Source organism: Bradyrhizobium sp. 23AC (genome assembly GCF_054863025.1).
This window is the reverse complement of the sequence record NZ_JAVAYN010000004.1, coordinates 380674-399213: the sequence shown is the minus strand read 5'-3', so window position 1 is coordinate 399213 and position 18540 is coordinate 380674. Positions and strand designations below refer to the sequence as shown.

At 65.1% G+C, this 18540-nt stretch carries 20 protein-coding genes; 12 read left to right on the top strand and 8 right to left on the bottom strand.

The window, feature by feature from the left end:
• Nucleotides 1-9: 9 nt before the first annotated feature.
• The 3 genes from RAD10_RS13005 (at nucleotide 10) to RAD10_RS12995 (ending at nucleotide 2535) form a co-directional block, all read left to right on the top strand.
• Nucleotides 10-636, top strand: a complete 627-nt coding sequence (locus tag RAD10_RS13005) for a methyltransferase family protein (protein WP_091961596.1) — start codon at nucleotides 10-12, stop codon at nucleotides 634-636.
• A gap of 241 nt (nucleotides 637-877) precedes the next feature.
• Nucleotides 878-1087 (top strand): hypothetical protein, encoded by a 210-nt coding sequence (locus RAD10_RS13000; protein WP_461617789.1) that lies wholly within the window; start codon nucleotides 878-880, stop codon nucleotides 1085-1087.
• Between the two features lie 143 nt (nucleotides 1088-1230).
• Nucleotides 1231-2535 carry a PQQ-dependent sugar dehydrogenase gene (locus tag RAD10_RS12995; RefSeq protein WP_461617788.1) on the top strand — a complete coding sequence of 435 codons (1305 nt, stop codon included), beginning with the start codon at nucleotides 1231-1233 and terminating at the stop codon, nucleotides 2533-2535.
• 4 nt (nucleotides 2536-2539) lie between these two features.
• On the opposite strand, the gene RAD10_RS12990 is transcribed toward RAD10_RS12995, so the two are convergent.
• Together RAD10_RS12990 and RAD10_RS12985 are read right to left on the bottom strand one after the other, a co-directional pair.
• Nucleotides 2540-3364 (bottom strand): aspartate dehydrogenase, encoded by an 825-nt coding sequence (locus RAD10_RS12990; protein WP_461617787.1) that lies wholly within the window; start codon nucleotides 3362-3364, stop codon nucleotides 2540-2542.
• 37 nt (nucleotides 3365-3401) lie between these two features.
• A complete protein-coding gene (locus RAD10_RS12985) occupies nucleotides 3402-4319 on the bottom strand; it encodes a LysR family transcriptional regulator (protein ID WP_461617786.1) in 918 nt (305 codons plus the stop codon).
• A 146-nt stretch (nucleotides 4320-4465) separates the two neighbouring features.
• Here RAD10_RS12985 and RAD10_RS12980 point away from each other — a divergent pair, with 146 nt between their 5' ends.
• Nucleotides 4466-5539, top strand: a complete 1074-nt coding sequence (locus RAD10_RS12980; protein ID WP_461617785.1) for a tartrate dehydrogenase — start codon at nucleotides 4466-4468, stop codon at nucleotides 5537-5539.
• A 45-nt stretch (nucleotides 5540-5584) separates the two neighbouring features.
• Here the strand turns inward: RAD10_RS12980 and RAD10_RS12975 are convergent, their stop codons facing one another.
• Both RAD10_RS12975 and RAD10_RS12970 read right to left on the bottom strand, forming a co-directional pair.
• Entirely contained in the window at nucleotides 5585-6526 is a 942-nt protein-coding gene (locus RAD10_RS12975) for a LysM peptidoglycan-binding domain-containing protein (RefSeq protein ID WP_461617784.1), read from the bottom strand.
• 180 nt (nucleotides 6527-6706) lie between these two features.
• Nucleotides 6707-7201, bottom strand: coding sequence for a MarR family winged helix-turn-helix transcriptional regulator (locus tag RAD10_RS12970; protein WP_461617783.1), 495 nt, complete (start codon nucleotides 7199-7201; stop codon nucleotides 6707-6709).
• A gap of 100 nt (nucleotides 7202-7301) precedes the next feature.
• Between RAD10_RS12970 and RAD10_RS12965 the strand changes: the two genes are divergently transcribed.
• Both RAD10_RS12965 and RAD10_RS12960 read left to right on the top strand, forming a co-directional pair.
• On the top strand, nucleotides 7302-8510 hold the full coding sequence (locus RAD10_RS12965; protein WP_461617782.1) for an ABC transporter substrate-binding protein: 1209 nt from the start codon (nucleotides 7302-7304) through the stop codon (nucleotides 8508-8510).
• A 14-nt stretch (nucleotides 8511-8524) separates the two neighbouring features.
• Nucleotides 8525-9703 carry a cytochrome P450 gene (locus tag RAD10_RS12960; protein ID WP_461617781.1) on the top strand — a complete coding sequence of 393 codons (1179 nt, stop codon included), beginning with the start codon at nucleotides 8525-8527 and terminating at the stop codon, nucleotides 9701-9703.
• 27 nt (nucleotides 9704-9730) lie between these two features.
• Here the strand turns inward: RAD10_RS12960 and RAD10_RS12955 are convergent, their stop codons facing one another.
• Nucleotides 9731-10342, bottom strand: coding sequence for a CGNR zinc finger domain-containing protein (locus RAD10_RS12955; protein WP_461617780.1), 612 nt, complete (start codon nucleotides 10340-10342; stop codon nucleotides 9731-9733).
• A gap of 127 nt (nucleotides 10343-10469) precedes the next feature.
• Here RAD10_RS12955 and RAD10_RS12950 point away from each other — a divergent pair, with 127 nt between their 5' ends.
• A complete protein-coding gene (locus RAD10_RS12950; RefSeq protein ID WP_461617779.1) occupies nucleotides 10470-11321 on the top strand; it encodes an alpha/beta fold hydrolase in 852 nt (283 codons plus the stop codon).
• Between the two features lie 13 nt (nucleotides 11322-11334).
• Nucleotides 11335-11925: a TMEM175 family protein gene (locus RAD10_RS12945; RefSeq protein WP_461617778.1), complete on the top strand. Its 591-nt coding sequence runs from the start codon at nucleotides 11335-11337 to the stop codon at nucleotides 11923-11925.
• An 81-nt stretch (nucleotides 11926-12006) separates the two neighbouring features.
• Here RAD10_RS12945 and RAD10_RS12940 read toward each other — a convergent pair whose 3' ends face one another.
• A complete protein-coding gene (locus RAD10_RS12940) occupies nucleotides 12007-12726 on the bottom strand; it encodes a hypothetical protein (RefSeq protein ID WP_461617777.1) in 720 nt (239 codons plus the stop codon).
• Between the two features lie 289 nt (nucleotides 12727-13015).
• Here RAD10_RS12940 and RAD10_RS12935 point away from each other — a divergent pair, with 289 nt between their 5' ends.
• Together RAD10_RS12935 and RAD10_RS12930 are read left to right on the top strand one after the other, a co-directional pair.
• Nucleotides 13016-13939 carry an ABC transporter ATP-binding protein gene (locus tag RAD10_RS12935; protein WP_104463460.1) on the top strand — a complete coding sequence of 308 codons (924 nt, stop codon included), beginning with the start codon at nucleotides 13016-13018 and terminating at the stop codon, nucleotides 13937-13939.
• Nucleotides 13936-14697, top strand: a complete 762-nt coding sequence (locus tag RAD10_RS12930; RefSeq protein WP_018322533.1) for an ABC transporter permease — start codon at nucleotides 13936-13938, stop codon at nucleotides 14695-14697. Before RAD10_RS12935 ends, RAD10_RS12930 begins: the two co-directional genes overlap by 4 nt.
• 7 nt (nucleotides 14698-14704) lie before the next feature.
• Here RAD10_RS12930 and RAD10_RS12925 read toward each other — a convergent pair whose 3' ends face one another.
• Nucleotides 14705-15031 (bottom strand): hypothetical protein, encoded by a 327-nt coding sequence (locus RAD10_RS12925; protein WP_091961637.1) that lies wholly within the window; start codon nucleotides 15029-15031, stop codon nucleotides 14705-14707.
• Nucleotides 15032-15334: 303 nt separating this feature from the next.
• Between RAD10_RS12925 and RAD10_RS12920 the strand changes: the two genes are divergently transcribed.
• Nucleotides 15335-16129 carry a L,D-transpeptidase gene (locus RAD10_RS12920; protein ID WP_461617776.1) on the top strand — a complete coding sequence of 265 codons (795 nt, stop codon included), beginning with the start codon at nucleotides 15335-15337 and terminating at the stop codon, nucleotides 16127-16129.
• Between the two features lie 2 nt (nucleotides 16130-16131).
• Here the strand turns inward: RAD10_RS12920 and RAD10_RS12915 are convergent, their stop codons facing one another.
• Nucleotides 16132-17394, bottom strand: coding sequence for a hypothetical protein (locus RAD10_RS12915; RefSeq protein ID WP_461617775.1), 1263 nt, complete (start codon nucleotides 17392-17394; stop codon nucleotides 16132-16134).
• Between the two features lie 132 nt (nucleotides 17395-17526).
• Here RAD10_RS12915 and RAD10_RS12910 point away from each other — a divergent pair, with 132 nt between their 5' ends.
• Nucleotides 17527-18522 carry a glycerophosphodiester phosphodiesterase gene (locus RAD10_RS12910; RefSeq protein WP_461617774.1) on the top strand — a complete coding sequence of 332 codons (996 nt, stop codon included), beginning with the start codon at nucleotides 17527-17529 and terminating at the stop codon, nucleotides 18520-18522.
• Nucleotides 18523-18540 lie beyond the last annotated feature (18 nt).

Below are 18540 nucleotides of genomic sequence, written 5' to 3'. Positions count from 1 at the left end.
AGAACCTTCATGTCCTTCGATTTCAGCAAGCTTCTCTCCGTCGCCTGGGGTGGCTGGACCACGGCCTGGCCGACCGAACTCCTGGCCCTGGTCTGGCTCGCCTTTCTCGCCAGCTGGGTCGGCGCCTCGTTCTGGCAGGGGCGGACCAAGAAGCAGGTCATGACGCTGGAGTCGCAGCGCTATCGTCTGCCGATCCTGGTCGGCGGCATCCTGTACACGCCGTGGGTTGCACAGCTGCTGGGCTGGAAGCCGCTTTGGGTGCTCGGCAACACCGGCATCTACATCGCCGCGGTCCTCTCGGCCGCAGGCATCGCTTTCGCCTGGTGGGGCCGGCTGCATCTCGGAAAATTCTGGTCGAACACCATCACCCAGAAAGAAGATCACCGCGTTATCGACACCGGCCCCTACGGCATCGTGCGTCACCCGATCTACACCGGCTTGATATTCGGCATGCTCGTCACCGGCATCGCAATCGGCCTCGTAACGACGATCCTCGGCGCGATCCTGATCTCGCTTGGCATGTGGCAAAAGGGCCGGATGGAAGAGGTGTTTCTGTCGAAGGAGCTCGGCGAGGACGCCTATGGCGCCTATTGCCGCCGCGTTCCGATGATCATCCCGTTCCTGTCGCCGCGGTGAGGGCTTAGCAGCTCGCGTCCCTCTCGTGTCCCGGACGCGCTGCAGCGTGCAAACTGCTGCGCAGAGCCGGGACCCAGATAGCGACATAGTGCGCGGTGAGATGGGCCCCGGCTCTGCAGCGCACCGCGAAGGCGCGCTGCGCTGCGTCCGCGGCACGAGCGCACGATCTGACCCATCTAGGAACCGCCCTTCCCCAAGCCCGTTACCCCTCGACAGCTGCCACCAGCGCGAGCATTGCGCCATGTCGGACGCCTACGATTATTTTCGCGAGCACGCGATCGCCGCCGTCCGCAAGGCGCGGGCGCTGCCCTGTGGGTGGCCGAAGCAGAAGCAGCGCACGGTGGCGCGGGTCTATCATCTGCTGTCCAAGGAGGCCGCGCTGGTGCCGAACATCCATCACCTCGACGATTTTCGCGCGGCACGGCGGCTGGAGCGGCAAATCTCTCGCTGATCTCCGGGCAAAGGCCATCGACGTTCGTCCCATGCAAAATCGATCGGCTGCCATTCCGCGGGAATAGGCCCAGCCGGCGCCCCGCACCGGTTGACGTCTGCCCCGTCAGCCAGTTGGATGCGCGCGCAAACAGGGGCCCTCTCATGACTTTCTCCAGCATCTTTGCGCAGTTCGTTGCGCTTCTCGGCGGCGTCGCACTGCAATGGCGGAAGCTGTCGGGCACCGTGCCTGCGCCGGCCTGGGGAGAGAAGCCCGCCATTCCCGAGGCGAAGCCGCAAGGCGCGATCCCGACCTTGAAGATGCCGACCGCGCGCGGCTGGAGCGAGGGCCAAAAGCCGACCGTCGCGCCCGGGCTCAAGGTCAACGCGTTCGCGACCGGGCTCGACCATCCGCGCTGGATCGAGGTGCTGCCCAATGGCGATGTGCTGATCGCGGAGGCGACGCAGATCGCGGGCGCACCGCGCAGCGTGTTTCATTACGCGATGCAGGCGACGATGCGGCGCGCCGCGGCGCTCGGCGTGTCCGCCGACCGCATCACGCTGCTGCGTGACAAGGACGGCGACGGCGTCGCCGAGGTGCGTGGCGCGTTCATGGAGAATCTCAGCCAGCCATTCGGCATGGCGCTGGTCGGCGACACCTTCTATGTCGGCAATACCGACGGCGTGATGGCTTTCCCTTACGTCACCAATGCCGACCGCATCACTGCGCCGGGCAAGCGGCTCACGACGTTCAAGCCAAGCGGACACTGGACCCGCAGCCTGCTCGCAAGCCCCGACGGCAAGAAGCTCTATGCCGGCGTCGGCTCGCTCAGCAACATCGCCGAGATGGGCATGGAGGTCGAGGAAGGCCGCGCCGCGGTCTACGAGCTCGACCTCGTTGCCGGCACGCACCGCATTTTTGGCGCGGGCCTGCGCAACCCGGTCGGGCTGGCGTGGGAGCCGAATACGGGTGTGCTCTGGACCGTCGTCAACGAGCGCGACGGGCTCGGCGACGAGACGCCGCCGGATTATCTGACGTCGGTGCGCGACGGCGGCTTCTACGGCTGGCCCTATTGCTACTGGGGCAAGACGGTGGACGACCGCGTGCCGCAGGATCCTGCGATGGTCGCTAGGGCGATTCAACCGGACTACGCACTCGGCGGCCACACCGCCTCGCTCGGCCTGTGCTGGATGCCCGCAGGCACGCTGCCGGGCTTCTCCGACGGCATGGTCATCGGCCAGCACGGCTCGTGGAATCGCAGCACGCTGTCCGGCTACAAGCTGGTGTTCATCCCGTTCGAGAACGGCAAGCCGTCCGGCCCCGGTCGCGACATCCTGTCGGGCTTCCTGTCCCCGGACGAGAAGGAATCCTACGGCCGCCCGGTCGGTGTCGTGATCGGCCCCGACAAGAAATCGCTGCTGATGGCCGACGACGTCGGCAACGTGATCTGGCGCGTGACGGGGGCGTAAAGGATCACGTCCCCACACACAGCGTGGCGCGCTGCTTCTTCAGCAGCGCGATCACGGACAGCGCGGTGATCAAACCGGTCTTGGGATTCTCGGACGGGATGTTCTCGATCGACATCGAGAACCGCGCCGAATCCGCCTCGACCTCTATGCGGTGAACGTTGCGCGTCACGGTTGGATCAGCCCAAACCTGGATCTGGGTGCGATCGGGACCTATTCCCGCCAGCGACAGCGCAACGGCGACATTGACGTTCGCCGGAAAGCCCTTCGCCGCCTCGCGCGCGCTGCCCTCGAACAGTTTCAGCGGCTCGCGCAGATTGTCGATATCGATCTTGTTCTGAACGATGAAGGGCGCGCCCTTCAGTCCGTCGATCGGCTTGCGCGTCACCATCTTCACGGAAAGAATGGTGCCGATTGCGGCGGCGTTGACGGCATCGAGCCCGATCAGCGCGCCGGTCGGCACGATGATGCGGCCGCCATTGGCGCGCGCGAGATCGACGAGATCGAAATTGTCGAGCAATCCGCCGACGCTGACGACGACCGCCGCCTTGCCGCGCTTCACCGCAGGCTCGACGATCGCGCGCAACTGGCTGCTCGGTGCGCACTCGACCACGATGTCGGCGACCTCACCGAGCTGATCGATCGGCAGGATCTTTGGGGGATGACGCAGACCGCCGATGAAGGCCTGATGCTTGGCGGGATCGCGCACGGCCACGGCCGACAGCGCCAGCCCCTCGATGCCCTGATCGAGCGCGGTCGCGATCTTCGTGCCGATCGAGCCCAGCCCGGCAATGGCGACCCGCAACGCGCTCGAAGCTCTCTGTTCAGTCATCGTACTAACCTCTGGTCCGAGCTTCCGTCATAGCCCCTCACGCCTCCCGCGCATAGCTGCGCAGGCGTGCCTCGAGCATCGCCAGCATGGCATCGCGGGCCGGATCGCGCGAGCCGCGCAGCCACGCGGCGGCGAGCGGCAGCCGGCCGACCGGCCCGCTCTGCCTTGGCCGCAGCGGCACGAAGCGCACGCCCGTGACCGCCATCCGCGCCGTCCAGCGCGGCACGATCGCAACTCCGAGCTTCGTGGCCACCAGGTTGATGATGGTCTGCTTCTCGTCGGCGACCTGCACGATGCGCGGCGTCAGGCCTGCCTGCTCGAACAGCTTGATCGTGAGGTCATGGCTGTGCGGCCGCGAGCGGCGGTCCGGCACCAGCATCGCCTCGTCGGCGATGTCGGCCAGCGTGACCCACTTGCGCGCGGCCAGCGCGTGCCGCTGCGGGAACGCCACGATCGCGGTCTCCTGGAGCAGATCGCGGAATTCGAGCCGCTTGTCCGCACGATCGGGCGGGCGAACGAAGGCGAGATCGAGCGCACCGGTCAGGATCTTCGGCAGCAGCCGGACGGTCTTGTCCTCGAGCAGCTGCACTGCGATTTCAGGATGCCTGGCGCGTAAATCGCGCAAGAGCGTCGGCAGCAACCCGGCGGCTGCGCTGTCGATGGCGCCGATCCGGAGCCGCCGCGCGGTCCCCGCCCGGGAGCGGTTGCGCAAATTGCTCTCGACCGCCTCGACGCGGGCGAGGATAGCGCGGGCATCACGCAGCAGGGTTGCGCCGTCCTCGGTGAGCGACACCGCACGCGTCGTCCGCGCGAACAGCCGCGTACCAAGATCCTCCTCCAGCAGCCTGATCTGGCGGCCCAGCGCGGAGGGCAGCATCTGGAGCTGCTGCGCCGCGCGGCCGAAATGCAGCTGCTCGGCGGCCGCCACGAAGCATCGGAGCTGATGCAATTCCATCCCGCAAATCCTCTCGTCTCGCGAGGATTATATCATTTTTTTGTATAAACCAGCGCCAATTGAGTCCGCCCTGCACTCCCGTCTAGATTCGCCGACGACGCAGCCGGCCTGATATGCCGGCCCGATCTCTCACACGGAGCATTCTCATGCGCACCCATTCGATCGCAGCAATTCCCGCCGACGGCATCGGCCCCGAGGTGATCTCGGCCGGCGTGCGCGTGCTGGAGGCGCTGGCAAAGCGCAGCGGCGATCTTGCCTTCAACGTCAGGACGTTCGACTGGGGCTCGGACTATTACAAGAAGCACGGCGTGATGATGCCGGCGGACGGCCTCACCGAGCTGAAGAAGTTCGACGCGATCTATTTCGGTGCGGTCGGCGCGCCCGATGTGCCCGACCACATCACGCTGTGGGGCCTGCGGCTGCCAATCTGCCAGGGCTTTGACCAATACGCCAATGTGCGCCCCACGAAGATCCTGCCCGGCGTCACCTCGCCGCTGCGCAATGTCGGTGTCGGCGATCTCGACTGGGTGATCGTGCGCGAGAACTCGGAAGGCGAATATGCCGGCATGGGCGGCCGCGCCCACAAGGGCCTGCCGGAAGAGGTCGGCACCGAAGTCGCGGTCTTTACCCGCGTCGGCGTCACCAGGATCATGCGCTATGCGTTCCAGCTCGCACAATCGCGCCCGCGTAAATTCCTGACCGTCGTGACCAAGTCGAACGCGCAGCGCCACGGCATGGTGATGTGGGACGAGATCGCGGCCGAAGTCGCCGGCGAATTCCCCGACGTCATCTGGGACAAGATGCTGGTCGATGCCATGACCGTGCGCATGACGTTGCATCCGAAGAGCCTCGACACCATCGTCGCGACCAATCTCCATGCCGACATCCTGTCCGACCTCGCCGGCGCGCTGGCCGGCAGCCTCGGCGTGGCGCCGACCGGCAACATCGATCCGCAGCGCCGCTTCCCCTCGATGTTCGAGCCGATCCACGGCTCGGCCTTCGACATCACCGGCAAGGGCATCGCCAATCCGGTCGCGACGTTCTGGACCGGCGCGCAGATGCTCGAGCATCTCGGCGAGAAGGACGCCGCTTCGAGGCTGATGGCGGCGGTCGAGCGCGTCTGCGCAGCGGGCGTGCTGACGCCTGATGTCGGCGGCAAGGCGACGACGAAGGAAGTGACGGACGCCGTGATCGACGCAATCAACGGGTCGAACCTGTAGCTCTCTCCCTCTCTCCCCGCACGCGGGGAGAGAGGGAGAACGTCCCTATTTCCGCTTCGTCGGAGCCGGCGGCGGCGTCACCATCGCGGCTGCAGGCTCGGGCGGTGTCAGATGCCGGGGCACGATAATGGTCTGGCCCGGCGTGAGCTGTGCGTTCTCTGCAAGCGAGTTGCTCTGCGCGAGCGTCCACAGAGGCACGCGATTGGCTGCAGCGATGCTCTCCATGGTGTCGCCGCGGCGCACCGGCACCCGCGCGCCGCTGTCCCATAACTCGACCAAGGTGTCCGCCGGGACGAGGTAGCGCAGCGGCACGGCATCAGCCTGGGTCTGCGGCGGAATGCGCGGCAACTGGGTCACCATCTCGACGATCTGCCGATGGATATCGTCGGACTTCTCGATGTTGATGTGCGAGACGCGCGCGTTTTCCTTGAGGTCATAGCTCGCATAATGGCCGCGAAAGCCGGGGACCGCGACGACGTCGCCGCCGCCGAGCACGCTATCGGACAGGAAGATGTTGATGAAGCGCTCGACATTGAGCGGCACGTCGCCGGTCGCATGCGCGGGATCGATGGCGATGACGAGGCTGATCGGGATGCTCTCCTTGGCCGCCATCTCGGAGATGACGATCGAGCACAGACCACCCATGGAATGACCGATCAGCACGATCGGCGCCGCCTTCTCCTTGTAGCTGGCGATGACGCGGCTGCCGATGAACCGGCATAGGGTGAATTCATAGACATCGGCGGAAAAGCCGGCCTGTGTCAGCTTCTCGCCGAGCCGGTCCATGCCGGTCGAGAAGATCGGGCCCATGGCGCCGCGGAACAGGTAGATTTTCGGCGGCGGCAACGGCTCGAACGGCGGAGGCGGCGGCGCGGCGGGTGCGGCCGCGGTGGCCTTGGACTTGGCAGGTGAGGCGGCGGCCATGCCGGGGCTCAGGACGAGCAGCGCAACGGCTGCCAGCGCGACTAGTCGCCTCAAATCAATCATCAGTCCAGCAGTCCCGCCACGGGAGGCGATCACCTCCCTCGCGGGCTTAGTGACGGCCGATTGGGTGGAATTTGGGGCACGGAACCGGCCTCCATCCCCTCCGGGCGCGATCTCCCACCGCACGCCTGGCGGCGCGACCGGACTTTGCGACGATTGGCCTCAATCCTCGCTCGCGAATGGCTAAAATGGCAGCATCCGGTTCAGCAATTCGAGCAGCGTGCGCTGCTCGGCCTCGCTGAGCGGCGTCAGCATCTTCCGATTATAGGGCTCCGTCAGCCTTGCTCCCTCCGCAATGAGCTTTGCGCCCTTCGGCGTGAGCATGAGCTCGACGGCGCGGCGATCGGACTTCGAGCGGTTGCGCTTGATGAAGCCGGATGATTCCAGCTCGTTCAGGATCTTGATCAGGTTCGGCAGCCGGAGCCGGAGCAGGCTGGCGAGGCTGCTCGGCGGAACACCGGGATTGTCGCGAATGACGGCGAAGATCGCATAGGTCGCGGGCGTCAGGCCCAAGGCGGCGAACTCCTCGTAGAAGCCCTCGAAGAATTTCAGCTGCGCCAGGCGCAGCATGAAGCCGGGGGTGCGCTGCAGAGCGCGCAGGTCCAGCGATTTCTCCATCTGCGGAGCGGACTTTTGCGGAGCGGAATTGGCTCCGGGTCTTAGAGGCTTCGGGCTCATGATTCTCAATCCAAGGGACGGCCGAATTGACACTCTCAGAAATAGCTATAAAATATAACTATTATTCAGCGGCACCAAGACCGCCTATGGGAGGGACACAATGAACAGCAAATTCCTGCACAAACTGTGCATTTTGGCCGCAACGCTGGCCACGGCGCCGGCGTTTGCCCAGGACGTCGTGAAGATCGGCATCCTGAACGACCAGTCGGGTCCGTTCGCGAGCTATCAGGGCATCGGCTCGGTCGTCGCCGCCAAAATGGCCGTCGAGGACTTTGGCGGAAAGGCCGCCGGCAAGCCGGTCGAGGTCGTCGCGGCCGACCACCAGAACAAGACCGACATCGGGATCGGCATCGCTCGCCGCTGGTACGAGAACGACAGCGTCGATGCGATCTTCGACCTTCCGAACTCGTCGATCGCGCTTGCGGTGGCCGGCATGAGCGCCGAGAAGAACAAGGTGTTCGTCGGGTCAGGCGCCGGAACGGTGCTGCTGACCGGCGAGAAGTGCACGCCGAACACCGTGCACTGGACCTACGACACCTATTCTTACGGCCGCGGTCTCGGCAAGGCGATCGTGCAGCAGGGCGGCAAGAAATGGTTCTTCATCACCGCCGACTACGCCTTCGGTCATGATCTGGAAAAGCAGGCTGCGGAGGCGGTGAAAGCGGCCGGCGGCGAGGTACTCGGCAGCGTGCGGCATCCGCTGGGAACGGCCGATTACGCCTCTTTCCTGCTGCAGGCCCAGGCTTCGGGCGCGAACGTCGTCGGCTTCGCCAATGCCGGTGACGACACCATCACGTCGATGAAGCAGGCCGCCGAGTTCGGACTGACCAAGGACCACAAGCTGGTCGGATTGATCCTGGGCATGAACGGGCTTCCCGCACTGGGCCTGAAGTTTGCGCAAGGCGCGCAGATCATGAACCCGTTCTACTGGGATCTGAACGACGGCACGCGGGCTTTCGCAAAACGCTTCGCTGAACGGATTCCCTCGAAGGCCTATCCGAACGACATGCAGGCCGGCGTCTATGCCTCGGTCATTCACTATCTCAAGGCGGTCGACAAGGTCGGAAGCGCCAAGGACGGCAAGGCCGTCGTCGCCGCGATGAAGGAGATGCCGACCGACGATGTTCTGTTCGGCAAGGGCTATATCCGCAAGGACGGACGCAAGATCCACCCGCTCTACCTGTTGCAGGTCAAGTCGCCCGAGGAATCGACCTCGGCGTGGGATCTGCTGAAGGTCGTCGCCACCATCAAGGGCGAGGACGCGTTCCGTTCGGAGAGCGATGGCCAGTGCCCGCTCAGCAAGCCATAGAAGCGGAGCTGACCATGAGCGGCATCGCCTCCAGTCAGGTCGACCCGTTTGCACCTGACTTCCTGTTGAACCCCTATCCTGCCTATGAGGCGCTACGCGCGCTCGGGCCCGTGTTCGCGCTGGAGCGTTACGGCGTGTGGGCAATGGCCGGCTATGGCGAGGTCGAGCCGGCCTTGAAGGACTGGAAGACGTTCATCAGTGGCGAGGGCGTCGGGCTCAACGGGATGAACCCTGCGCTGCCAAAGCCGCTGACGCTCCAGATCGATCCGCCCGATCACGACAAGGGCCGGCGGGTGCTCGGCCGCACGCTGTCTCCGGGCGTCGCGAGGAAGCTGCGCGAGACGTTTCAGCGGGAGGCGGAGAAGAAAGTCACGGAGCTGATCGACAAAGGTAAGTTCGATGCCGTCACCGATCTTGCCGAAGCCTATCCGATGAAGGTGTTTCCGGATGCGATCGGCATCCGGCCGGACGGCCGCGAGAAGCTGCTGGCCTGGAGCACATTCGTGTTCGACAGCTTTGGCCCCGAGAACGAGATGCTTGCGGCTTCGCGGAAGGAAGGTCTCGCGGCGCAAAGCTGGATCATGGATTGCTGCGCACGCGATGCGTTGCGGCCCGACAGCCTCGGCATGATGATCTACCAGGCGGCCGACGACGGCGAGATCACCGAGCACGAAGCGACCCACCTGGTGCGGCCGTTCCTCACGGCGGGGATCGACACCACCGTCAACGGCATCGGCAACACCCTGCTCGCGCTCGCCAGCCATCCGGATGAATACCGAAAACTCCACCACAGGCCGGAGCTGGCGCGCAATGCGTTCGAGGAAGGCCTACGCTATGATTCACCGGTGCAGACGTTCTTTCGCACCACCTCGCGCGACGTCGAGATCGGCGGCGGCGTGATCCCGGCACACCGCAAGGTGCTGCTGTTCATGGCCTCCGCCAACCGCGATCCGGCGCGATGGGACGGAGCCGATCGCTTCGAGGTCGAACGGACCGCGACCGGCCATGTCGGCTTCGGCGCAGGCATCCACGCCTGCGTCGGTCAGATGATCGCGCGTCTGGAAGGCGAATTGATCTTCAGCGAGCTTGCGAGGCGTGTGAAGACCATCGAGCTCACCGCGGAGCCGAAACGCAGGCTCAACAATTCCCTGCGCGGGCTGGAGAGCATGCCCGTACGTGTGACGGCAGCTTAGGCCTCACTGCAAGGGGTGCTGCGTCGCTCACGGCCTGCCCTTGAGTCGGCTCCGGTGTGCGGCCTGCTTGGCGCGATTGCCGCAGATCGCCATCGTGCACCAGCGCCGCGCATGCCTGCGGGTGTGGTCGACGAACAGCATCGTGCAATTGTGGCCTTCGCACGCCTTCACATCGGAAAAGGCTTCCTCGCAGACCAACCTTGCCATCGCTTCGCCGATGGGCAGCAGCAGGGACTCCGGGCGCCAGCGTCGCATCCGCTGCAGCGCAAGTCCGCCTTCGCCGCGGGGCGGCACGATCTGCAGGAACGCCTCGTCGCGCTCCAGGGTGTTGTTCAACGGGCCAAGCTCCAGCAACGCGTGCGCGGTCAGGGGCCGCCCCGCATGCCTCAGAACGAAGCCCCTAAACCACTCGCGCAAGGCCCGGACCCGACCGGCCACCTCGTCCAGCTCATTCGGCCTCGCCCGCACCTTCAGCGCATCCAGCTCCTCCGCCGGCACCAGCTTCGCCTGCAACAGCCAGTCGATCAGGCCTTCGCCATCGTCGATCCAATCGACGGGCGTATCGATCGGTGTGGCGACGGAGTTGAGGAAATCGAGGCCGAGCGAGTCGGCGATGAACATGGCGGGCGGTCTGTCCATGATCGGGTCCTTGGCCTGTCGGCAAGCGGCAACGACCTAGTAACCACTAAAATCGCAGTTGACAAGTTACGATCAGTGCAAGTAACCCTCAATACAGGTATTAACAGGTTACGATTGGAGACGGCCCATGACCCCGACCACCTACCGCACCGCAGGCGTCGATGGCTTCAAGGTGTTCTATCGCGAGACCGGCCCCAAGGGCGCGCCGAAGCTGCTGCTGTTGCACGGCTTCCCGAGCGCCGGCCACATGTTCCGCGACCTGATCCCGCTGCTGGCGGACAGGTTTCACATCGTGGCCCCCGACCTGCCCGGTTTCGGCCAGTCCGACATGCCGCCGCGCGAAAACTTCGTCTACAATTTCGACAACATCGCGCATGTGATCGAGCGCTTCACCGAGGTGATCGGCTTCGATCGCTTCGCCGTCTACGTGTTCGACTATGGCGCGCCGACGGGCTTTCGGCTGGCGCTGAACCATCCCGAACGGATCACGGCGGTCATCTCCCAGAACGGCAACGCCTACGAGGACGGCCTCAGCGACGGCTGGACCCCGATTGAGGCCTATTGGCAGGATCCTTCCCCTGCGAACCGCGAGGCGCTGCGCGCCTTCCTCACGCCGGAGGCGACGCGCTGGCAATACACGCACGGCGTCCCTGACGCGACCCTGGTGTCGCCGGACGGCCAGAACCTCGACAATTTCTACTTGGCGCGCCCGGGCTCGGACGAGGTGCAGCTCGACCTGTTCGGCGATTACAAGAGCAACGTCGCTCTCTATCCGCTCTTCCAGAGCTACTTCCGCACGCACAAGCCGCCGTTCCTGGCGGTATGGGGCAAGAACGATCCGTTCTTCATCCCGCCCGGCGCCGAGGCGTTCAAGCGCGACAATCCCAACGCGGTGGTGCAGTTCTTCGACACCGGCCATTTTGCGCTGGAGACGCATGCGAAGGAGATCGCGGAGAGCATCCGCGCATTCTTGAAATGACGGGAGCGGCAGCATGGCCCATGCGAGACGGACTCCGGAACGGCTGAGCGCATTCTCCGACGGCGTATTCGCCGTCCTGATCACCGTGCTGGTGCTGGAGCTGCGCCCGCCGGAGCTCCCGACCTTCCCGGCGCTGCTCGCGCTATGGCCGACCTGGCTCTCTTATGCGGTGAGCTACGTCTTCATTGCGATCGTCTGGGCCAACCATCACCATCTGATGCGCTATGCGAACGAGGCGACGCCGCGGCTGATGTGGTTCAACTTCGCACACCTGTTCTCGGTGTCGTTGCTGCCACTCTCTACGGCGTGGATGGCGGTCAGCGAGCTCGCACCGCAGCCGGTCGCGTTCTACGCCGCAGTGTTCTTCCTGGTGAACGCGACCTATGTCGCGCTGATCTTCGACCTCGTGGGGCGGGCGCCGGCGGACGAGGTCCCGCCGCGCGAGCGCAGGATCATGCGCATCCGCTCGGTCGTCACGCTCGCCATCTTCGCGCTCGCAGCAGGCGTCGCCCTGAGATACCCGGTGGCCGGACTTGCGCTGTGCTGCTGCTGCCTGATCGTCTATCTGAAGCCGGAAGCGCCCGGCGGCGAGGACCGGCCATAAAGCAAAGCCGCCGTCGACCCGAGGCCAGCGGCGGCATCGATGAAAGCTTGAGCTGCGAAGTCTCGAGTTGCTTTGGCAGGCTCAGTTCCTTGCCGGCGCCGTTGCGGCCGCCGAGCGCGCCTGCCGCGGTGCGCCGGGTTCGGCGACCGGGACCGCCGGCGCGCGCGAGCGCATGATGGCGGCGTCGATCTCGGCGATGACGCGGCGCTGGATCGCCTCGTTCTTGTCGATCGAGATGTGGCCGACGCCGGTGCCGCGCACGTCGACATTGTCGAGCTTGCCGCGGAAACCGTCGGCACGCTTGACCGGCTCGCCGGGGCCGTCGCCGATATAGATGTTGATGTAACGCTCGGCGCCGGTCGAGAGCTTGGTCTTGAACACGGAATCGAGGCCGATCGCGAGCTTCACGGGCACGCCGAGCCGGTTGAGCTTCGCGATCATGTCCGGCAGCGCGGTCGCGCCGGAGGAATGGCCGACCAGGACGATGGTCTTGAGCCGACCGGCCTTGTAGGCGGTCGCGGCTTCATCGGCGAGCGAGGACCACGAGACGAAGTTGGCGACCGTCACCGGGATGCCCTGCGCCTGAAGCCGGGCGCCGATCGTGTCGAGGCCGAGCGAGAAGATGTTGAGCACGCCGCGGAGCAGATAGACATGCGTGGTCGCGACCTGGGCCTGGCTCGGGGCCGCCCGGGCCGTGGTCGGGCTGATGGCAACAGCTGACAGCAGGAGCAGGCCCATCGCCCATACACGGAGGGCGGACAACTGGCTGGCGCCGGCGGTGTGACGGCCGTTCGGTCTCATCGGTGTTTTCCCTGGGGACATACGCTTTGCGATTGGCCGGAATCGTAGCCATGGCCTGCTCGCAGACGCAACAAAGAGCCGCGTGAATGGCAATCTTAGCCACAGCCCGTGACCATCGCGCAACACCTGCCCGAAACCTGCCACCGAAGGGCCTGTTTTGAGACCATTTTTCTCTCGCCAATTGCGGCCCGGCAAAGGCGTTCCTATCTCAGGGCTCCGCTGACCCGCCCTTCCCGGCAGGTTCCAGCCTCCCCTCCCCAGCCTTTGCCCCTCAGCCTGACGGCCATCCATGTCCTCCATCATCTCCGTCGCCAACCTGTCGAAGACCTATGGGTCCGGCTTCAAGGCGCTCAAAAACGTCAATCTCGACATCAAGCGGGGCGAGATCTTCGCGTTGCTCGGCCCGAACGGCGCCGGCAAGACCACGCTGATCTCCATCATCTGCGGCATCGCCAATCCGAGCGAGGGCCGCGTCCTCGTCGGCGGCGAGAACATCCAGACCTCCTACCGCAAGGCGCGCTCGCTGATCGGCCTCGTGCCGCAGGAGCTGCATACCGACGCCTTCGAGAGCGTGTGGGCGACCGTGAGCTTCTCCCGCGGCCTGTTCGGCAAGCCGAAGAATCCTGATCACATCGAGAAGGTGCTGAAGGACCTCTCGCTCTGGGACAAGAAAGACAACAAGATCATCACGCTCTCCGGCGGCATGAAGCGCCGCGTGATGATTGCGAAAGCGCTGTCGCACGAGCCGCAGATCCTGTTCCTGGACGAGCCCACCGCCGGCGTCGACGTCGAGCTGCGCAAGGGCATGTGGGAAGTGGTGCGCACCCTCCAGCAGTCCGGCGTCACCATCATCCTCACCACGCATTACATCGAGGAAGCCGAGGAGATGGCCGACCGCATCGGCGTCATCAACAAGGGCGAGATCGTGCTGATCGAGGACAAGGCGACGTTGATGCAAAAGCTCGGCAAGAAGCGGCTGACGCTGCATCTGCAGGGCAAGCTCGATGCGCTGCCGGAGAGCCTTGGGCATTACGAGCTGGAGCTCTGCGATGCCGGCGCGACGCTGGTCTACGATTACGACACCAAGGGCGAGCGCACCGGCATCACCAGCCTGCTCGGCGATCTCCGCACCGCCGGCATCCGCTTCAACGATCTCGACACGACACAATCGTCGCTCGAGGACATCTTCGTCGATCTCGTGAGGACGTCATGAACCACCGCGCCATCCGCGCCATCTATCTGTTCGAAATGGCGCGCACCTGGCGCACGCTGCTGCAAAGCATCGTCTCGCCGGTCGTCTCGACCTCACTTTATTTCGTGGTGTTCGGCGCCGCGATCGGCTCGCGCATCAGCCAGGTCGAGGGCGTCAGCTACGGCACCTTCATCGTGCCGGGCCTGATCATGCTCTCGGTGCTGACTCAGAGCATCGCCAACGCCTCGTTCGGCATCTACTTCCCGAAATTCACCGGCACGATCTACGAGATCCTGTCGGCACCGATCTCCTATTTCGAGATCGTGCTCGGCTATGTCGGCGCCGCCGCGACCAAGTCGATCATCTTGGGCCTGATCATCCTCGCGACCGCCGGACTGTTCGTGCCGCTGCATATCCATCATCCGGTCTGGATGCTGGCCTTCCTGGTGCTGACGGCGGTGACGTTCAGCCTGTTCGGCTTCATCATCGGCATCTGGGCCGACGGCTTCGAGAAGCTGCAGATGATCCCGATGCTGGTGGTGACGCCGCTGACCTTCCTCGGCGGCAGCTTCTATTCCATCGACATGCTGCCGCCAACCTGGCGCACGGTGGCGATGCTCAACCCGGTCGTCTATCTCATCTCCGGCTTCCGCTGGAGCTTTTACGAGATCGCGGACGTCAGCATGTCCGTCAGCGTCGGCATGACGCTGGCGTTCCTGGTGATTTGTCTCGTCGTGATCTGGTGGATTTTTCGGACGGGGTATCGGCTGAAGAATTGACGCGTCATCACCGATAACAATGGAATCGGTGATAGCCGTCGTAATAGCCGTGGCAGCGGTGACGGTAGTGACGATGCGGAATACCGAGCACGCCCTCGACTGCACCAACGGCGCCGCCGACGCCGGCACCGACGACGCCTCCGACCGCGCCACCCACGGGGCCGGCAATCCGGTTGCCCTCGTACGAGCCTTCCTGGGCGCCGCGCACGATGCCCTGGGCGTGGCCGGCTTGCGGCAGCGCCAACAGCGCGAGCAGGATGGCGGCGATTGCGAACGCCAGGCGGACGGCTGAACCGGCCGGCGACGGCGCGGCGGCGATGCGGGCTTTGTTCATCTTCGATCCCAAAGGTGAATGGCGGCGAACGCCGCCTGTCGAGGCAGGTGATCGTCAACGCACCGGGCGGCCAAATGGTTGCGCCTTTGTGACGAATTGTCGGCGTTGTGAACGGCGCACCGCTCGCGAAAATGTCAGCGCCACCGCGCGCGGCGCGGCACAAAGCGGCCTTGCTTACGCCCCGCGCCGCGTTAACGATGGGCAGGCAGGCCGCTGGAACGAAAGCCGGATTGCAGGCATATTGCACGCCGGGGACGGAGAGCCGCGGCGCCTAGCGTGAACAGGCCGGAGGCCAGGATTCAAATGCGTTTCCAGATGCGTTCATTTTTTATCGCTTTCACCTCACTGATGCTTTTGAGCGCGGGCAGCGCGCAGGCCAAGGTCGAGATCACCGTCGACAAGGACAATCAGCAGATGACCGTCGCGGTCGACGGCGTCGCACGTTACCACTGGCCGGTGTCGACCGGCATCCCCTCGCGCGAAACGCCGAATGGCGCGTTCCGCACCTTCCGGATGGAAGAGGATCACTACTCCAAGGAATTCGACGACGCGCCGATGCCGCACGCGATCTTCTTCACCAAGGTCGGGCACGCCATCCACGGCACCGACTCGGTCGGCCGTCTCGGCTCGCCGGCGTCCCATGGCTGCGTGCGGCTGTCGCGCCAGAATGCCACGACGCTCTACGCGCTGGTGCAGCAGCAGGGCGTGCTCAACACCACGGTGACGCTGACCGGCTCGGCGCAGGTGGCGCTGGCGCGCAATCCGCGCGGCCGCACTAACAATGCAGTCGCCCGCGCGCCGCAGCAGCCAGCCGAAGAGCAGTACGCGACCACGGGCGATCCCGTGAACCTGACGCCGCCGGCGCAGCCCGCCCGCCGCTACATGCCGCAGGACGACAATTACATCTATCCGGCCGACGGCAGCGACACCGGCGCACGGTATCCGGCGCCGCGCGGCACGCGTCCGCTCTATGACGCGCGGGTTTACCAGCAGCAGCCGCGTCCCTATTACGACCAAGGCTCCGGCCAGCAGGGCTATTACTATCAGCCGCAGCCGCGGCAAGTTTACCAGCCGCGCGGCTATTACTACCAGAACTGACGCTATCTGAACGCGGCGTCGCCGCGTTCCACGATCTTTCGCGCAGCATCGACGAAGGCGCGTACGACCGGCTCGAGAATCTCGGGCCCGGTCGCTGCGAGATCGTCCGAGGGCGTGTGGAAGGTGCGATGGCGGCCGGCCATGCCGAGGAAGTTGGCGTAGCCCGCCGCGTGCACGTCGCGCAGCTCGCCGACCGCCTGCTTCTCCGTCACCAGGCGTTTTGCCGCGACCTTGGCAAAGGCCTCATCGGTGAGCGCAACCGCGGATTTGCTGAGCACGAGATAGCGTTCTTCCTCGGGCCGCTCGGTGCGCGCACCTTCCGCAAAGCCGTAGCACGCATTCGACGAGCCGAAGTGGATCCACGCCAGCGTGTCCTTCGGCGCCGGCGCGCCGTGCTTCAGGAACAGCTCCATGCCGCCATGGCCGATCTCGTGGCCGGCGGTGGCGACGAAGACGAAATGCGCCGGCCATTTCTCGGCGACGACGGTGCGCGCCAGCGCGAGGAAGTTGGCAATGCCCGGGCCGCGCTCGCAGACGCAGCTATACCAGCCGGTCATCGGCGTGGAGACCACGACGGTCGGCCCGCGGCCGGCGCCGGTCTCGGCGATGACGTTGCGGCCGGTGACATCGCGTTCGTAGTGGCCCTTGACGTCGAAGCTGACAGCCGCGCCATCGGCGAGCGCGCGCTCGAACGTCGCTTTCGATCTGGCGCCGACCACGATCACCGGCACCGGCCAGGGCGCATCCTCCTGCGTGACATTGTAAACGAAGCGATCGTCGGCGGGATTGCCGATCATCAGCAGGATCGCGGCCGGCTTCTTCGCTGCCGCTTCAGTGATGGCCGCGCGATGGGTCGGCCCCAGATAGGCACCGCGATCGAATGGCAGCTCCAACCAGAGGATCTTGCCGGCGACATCGCCATCACGTGCGAGCGGTGCCGACAGGCGGAAGCTCGCCCGGTCCTCCGGCGGCCACCAGAATGGCGTCGCCTCGACAATCGTGCCGACAGCTTCGGCGCTGGCCTGCTCGACGACATATTGGCGGCCTAGCACGACGGGCTGGAAGCTGATTGCAAAGCCCGCGGCCGAAAGCTCGCCGGCAATCCAGTCGGCGGTCGCGCGATCGCCCGCAGAGCCGAAACGGTGCAGACCGAAGGAAGCATAGCGCGCCACATCTTCATAGAGACTCGCGCCCGAAAGCACGTCCTTGGCTGCCGCCTGTCCGACCATGAGAACCGCCATCGCTCCGATGAAGACAAGCCGCATGTGAGTGGCTCCCTGAACCGTTGCTTTTTTGAGCGACAGTTTCCGCCTTCCACGGCCGCCGTCAACCGCGAGACTGGACGAAACGCGCAAAGATTTCATAAGCTCCTGTTTTCACGAGCGCTGTGATCCCCGATGCCGTCACCTGCCACGATAATCCTGACCCTGCTCTCGATTTTCATGACGGGACAAGCCAAGGCTCTAGATATGGCCTTTGATATCGAGGCGCATCGCGGCGGGCGAGCGCTGTTGCCGGAAAACACCCTGGCGGCCTTCGCCAACGCGCTGTCGATCGGCGTGGACACGCTGGAGCTCGACGTCGGCGTAACCGCGGACGGCGAGGTCGTCATCTCGCATGAACGCGGGCTCAATCCTGATCTCGCACGCAGCGCAGGCGGGACTTACATTACCCCGCCCGGCACGCCCTTCGTAAAACTGCGGCTGGACGAGGTCAGGACCTATGACGTCGGCCAGATCCGGCCGGACAGTGCCTATGCGAAACAATTCCCCGACCAGCGCGCCGTGCCAGGGACACGCATTCCCACCCTGAGCGAGCTGTTCGCGCTGGTACGGAAATCCGGCAACTCGCGTGTGCGCTTTAACATCGAGACCAAGATCGATCCGAATCGCCCGGACGAGACGCTCGATCCGCAAGCCTTTGTCACGAAGCTGCTGGGACTGATCGACGCCGAGAAATTCTCCGACCACGTCATGATCCAGTCCTTCGACTGGAGAACCCTGCAGCTCGTCCAGCAGCAGGCGCCGAAGATACCGACGGTGTACCTGACGCTCCAGCGCGGCACAGGCCAGACAATCGTGCTGGACAAAGCCACCAACTGGACGGCAGGCTTCAACCCGGCCGATCATGGCAGCTCGCTGCCACGGACGATCAAGGCGGCGGGCGGCGCAGTCTGGTCGCCCTATTTCGGCGATGTCACCGCCGCACTCATCGCGGAAGCCCACGAGCTCGGATTACGCGTCGTGGTGTGGACGGTCAACAAGCGCGACGACATGGCGCGGATGATGGAGCTCGGCGTCGACGGCATCATTTCCGACAGGCCCGATCTGCTGCGCGAGGTTGCCGGCGAGAAGGGCATTGTGCTGCCGGCGGGGACGCCGGTCGCGCCGTAACCGTCGGTCTTGTGTCCC

Excerpts from the sequence above, each read along its gene's own strand:
- RAD10_RS13005 (WP_091961596.1), top strand. The coding sequence starts at position 10 with ATGTCCTTCGATTTCAGCAAGCTTCTCTCCGTCGCCTGGGGTGGCTGG.
- RAD10_RS13000 (WP_461617789.1), top strand. The coding sequence starts at position 878 with ATGTCGGACGCCTACGATTATTTTCGCGAGCACGCGATCGCCGCCGTC.
- RAD10_RS12995 (WP_461617788.1), top strand. The coding sequence starts at position 1,231 with ATGACTTTCTCCAGCATCTTTGCGCAGTTCGTTGCGCTTCTCGGCGGC.
- RAD10_RS12990 (WP_461617787.1), bottom strand. The coding sequence starts at position 3,364 with ATGACTGAACAGAGAGCTTCGAGCGCGTTGCGGGTCGCCATTGCCGGG.
- RAD10_RS12985 (WP_461617786.1), bottom strand. The coding sequence starts at position 4,319 with ATGGAATTGCATCAGCTCCGATGCTTCGTGGCGGCCGCCGAGCAGCTG.
- RAD10_RS12980 (WP_461617785.1), top strand. The coding sequence starts at position 4,466 with ATGCGCACCCATTCGATCGCAGCAATTCCCGCCGACGGCATCGGCCCC.
- RAD10_RS12975 (WP_461617784.1), bottom strand. The coding sequence starts at position 6,526 with ATGATTGATTTGAGGCGACTAGTCGCGCTGGCAGCCGTTGCGCTGCTC.
- RAD10_RS12970 (WP_461617783.1), bottom strand. The coding sequence starts at position 7,201 with ATGAGCCCGAAGCCTCTAAGACCCGGAGCCAATTCCGCTCCGCAAAAG.
- RAD10_RS12965 (WP_461617782.1), top strand. The coding sequence starts at position 7,302 with ATGAACAGCAAATTCCTGCACAAACTGTGCATTTTGGCCGCAACGCTG.
- RAD10_RS12960 (WP_461617781.1), top strand. The coding sequence starts at position 8,525 with ATGAGCGGCATCGCCTCCAGTCAGGTCGACCCGTTTGCACCTGACTTC.
- RAD10_RS12955 (WP_461617780.1), bottom strand. The coding sequence starts at position 10,342 with ATGGACAGACCGCCCGCCATGTTCATCGCCGACTCGCTCGGCCTCGAT.
- RAD10_RS12950 (WP_461617779.1), top strand. The coding sequence starts at position 10,470 with ATGACCCCGACCACCTACCGCACCGCAGGCGTCGATGGCTTCAAGGTG.
- RAD10_RS12945 (WP_461617778.1), top strand. The coding sequence starts at position 11,335 with ATGGCCCATGCGAGACGGACTCCGGAACGGCTGAGCGCATTCTCCGAC.
- RAD10_RS12940 (WP_461617777.1), bottom strand. The coding sequence starts at position 12,726 with ATGAGACCGAACGGCCGTCACACCGCCGGCGCCAGCCAGTTGTCCGCC.
- RAD10_RS12935 (WP_104463460.1), top strand. The coding sequence starts at position 13,016 with ATGTCCTCCATCATCTCCGTCGCCAACCTGTCGAAGACCTATGGGTCC.
- RAD10_RS12930 (WP_018322533.1), top strand. The coding sequence starts at position 13,936 with ATGAACCACCGCGCCATCCGCGCCATCTATCTGTTCGAAATGGCGCGC.
- RAD10_RS12925 (WP_091961637.1), bottom strand. The coding sequence starts at position 15,031 with ATGAACAAAGCCCGCATCGCCGCCGCGCCGTCGCCGGCCGGTTCAGCC.
- RAD10_RS12920 (WP_461617776.1), top strand. The coding sequence starts at position 15,335 with ATGCGTTTCCAGATGCGTTCATTTTTTATCGCTTTCACCTCACTGATG.
- RAD10_RS12915 (WP_461617775.1), bottom strand. The coding sequence starts at position 17,394 with ATGCGGCTTGTCTTCATCGGAGCGATGGCGGTTCTCATGGTCGGACAG.
- RAD10_RS12910 (WP_461617774.1), top strand. The coding sequence starts at position 17,527 with ATGCCGTCACCTGCCACGATAATCCTGACCCTGCTCTCGATTTTCATG.